Annotated in this window: 1 protein-coding gene; it reads left to right on the top strand. The window is 33.9% G+C overall.

What is annotated here, in order from left to right; all coding sequences use genetic code 11:
* Positions 1-7 precede the first annotated feature (7 nt).
* A complete protein-coding gene (gene ilvC / locus LJD34_RS15985) occupies positions 8-1,024 on the top strand; it encodes a ketol-acid reductoisomerase (RefSeq protein ID WP_227360364.1) in 1,017 nt (338 codons plus the stop codon).
* Position 1,025: the final 1 nt, after the last annotated feature.

The raw sequence follows: 1,025 nt of genomic DNA on the forward strand, positions 1-1,025 counted from the left end.
ATTAAAAATGGCAAAAATTTTTTATGAATCAGATTGTGACTTATCATTATTAGATGGGAAAACAGTAGCCATCATTGGATACGGATCACAAGGACATGCACATGCATTAAACTTAAAAGAATCAGGAGTAAAAGTCATCGTAGGATTATACGAAGGATCAAAATCATGGAAAAGAGCTGAAGAACAAGGATTTGAAGTTTGTACATCAGCAGAAGCTGCAAAAAAAGCAGATATCATCATGATCTTAATCAACGATGAATTACAAGCAAAATTATATAAAGAATCAATTGAACCAAATCTAGAAGAAGGAAACATGCTCATGTTTGCTCATGGATTCAATATTCATTTCAATCAAATCGTACCACCAAAAAATGTTGATGTAACAATGATTGCACCAAAAGCACCAGGACATACAGTAAGAAGTGAATATCAAGCAGGAAAAGGAACACCATGTCTAGTAGCCGTAGAACAAGACTACACAGGAAGAGCACAAGACATCGCATTAGCATACTCACTAGCAATTGGAGGAGCAAGAGCAGGTGTATTAGAAACAACATTCAGAACAGAAACAGAAACAGACTTATTTGGAGAACAAGCAGTCTTATGTGGTGGAGTATGTGCTTTAATGCAAGCAGGATTTGAAACATTAGTAGAAGCAGGATATGATCCAAGAAATGCATACTTTGAATGTATCCATGAAATGAAATTAATTGTAGACTTAATCTATCAATCAGGATTTGAAGGAATGAGATATTCAATTTCAAATACAGCAGAATATGGAGATTATATTACAGGACCAAAGATCATCACAGAAGATACAAAGAAAGCAATGAAACAAATCTTAAAAGATATCCAAGATGGAACATTCGCAAAAGACTTCTTATTAGACATGTCAGCAGCTGGAGGACAAGCACATTTCAAAGCAATGAGAAAATTAGCTGCAGAACATGAATCAGAAAAAGTCGGAAAAGAAATCAGAAAATTATATTCTTGGTCTGATGAAGATAAATTAATTAATAACTAAT

It is taken from the genome of Faecalibacillus sp. MSK20_93 (assembly GCF_020589945.1).
In the GTDB taxonomy this organism is placed as follows: Bacteria; Bacillota_I; Bacilli_A; order Erysipelotrichales; family Coprobacillaceae; genus Faecalibacillus; species Faecalibacillus intestinalis.

Coding starts and splice junctions, on each gene's coding strand:
- ilvC (WP_227360364.1), top strand. CDS start 8: ATGGCAAAAATTTTTTATGAATCAGATTGTGACTTATCATTATTAGAT.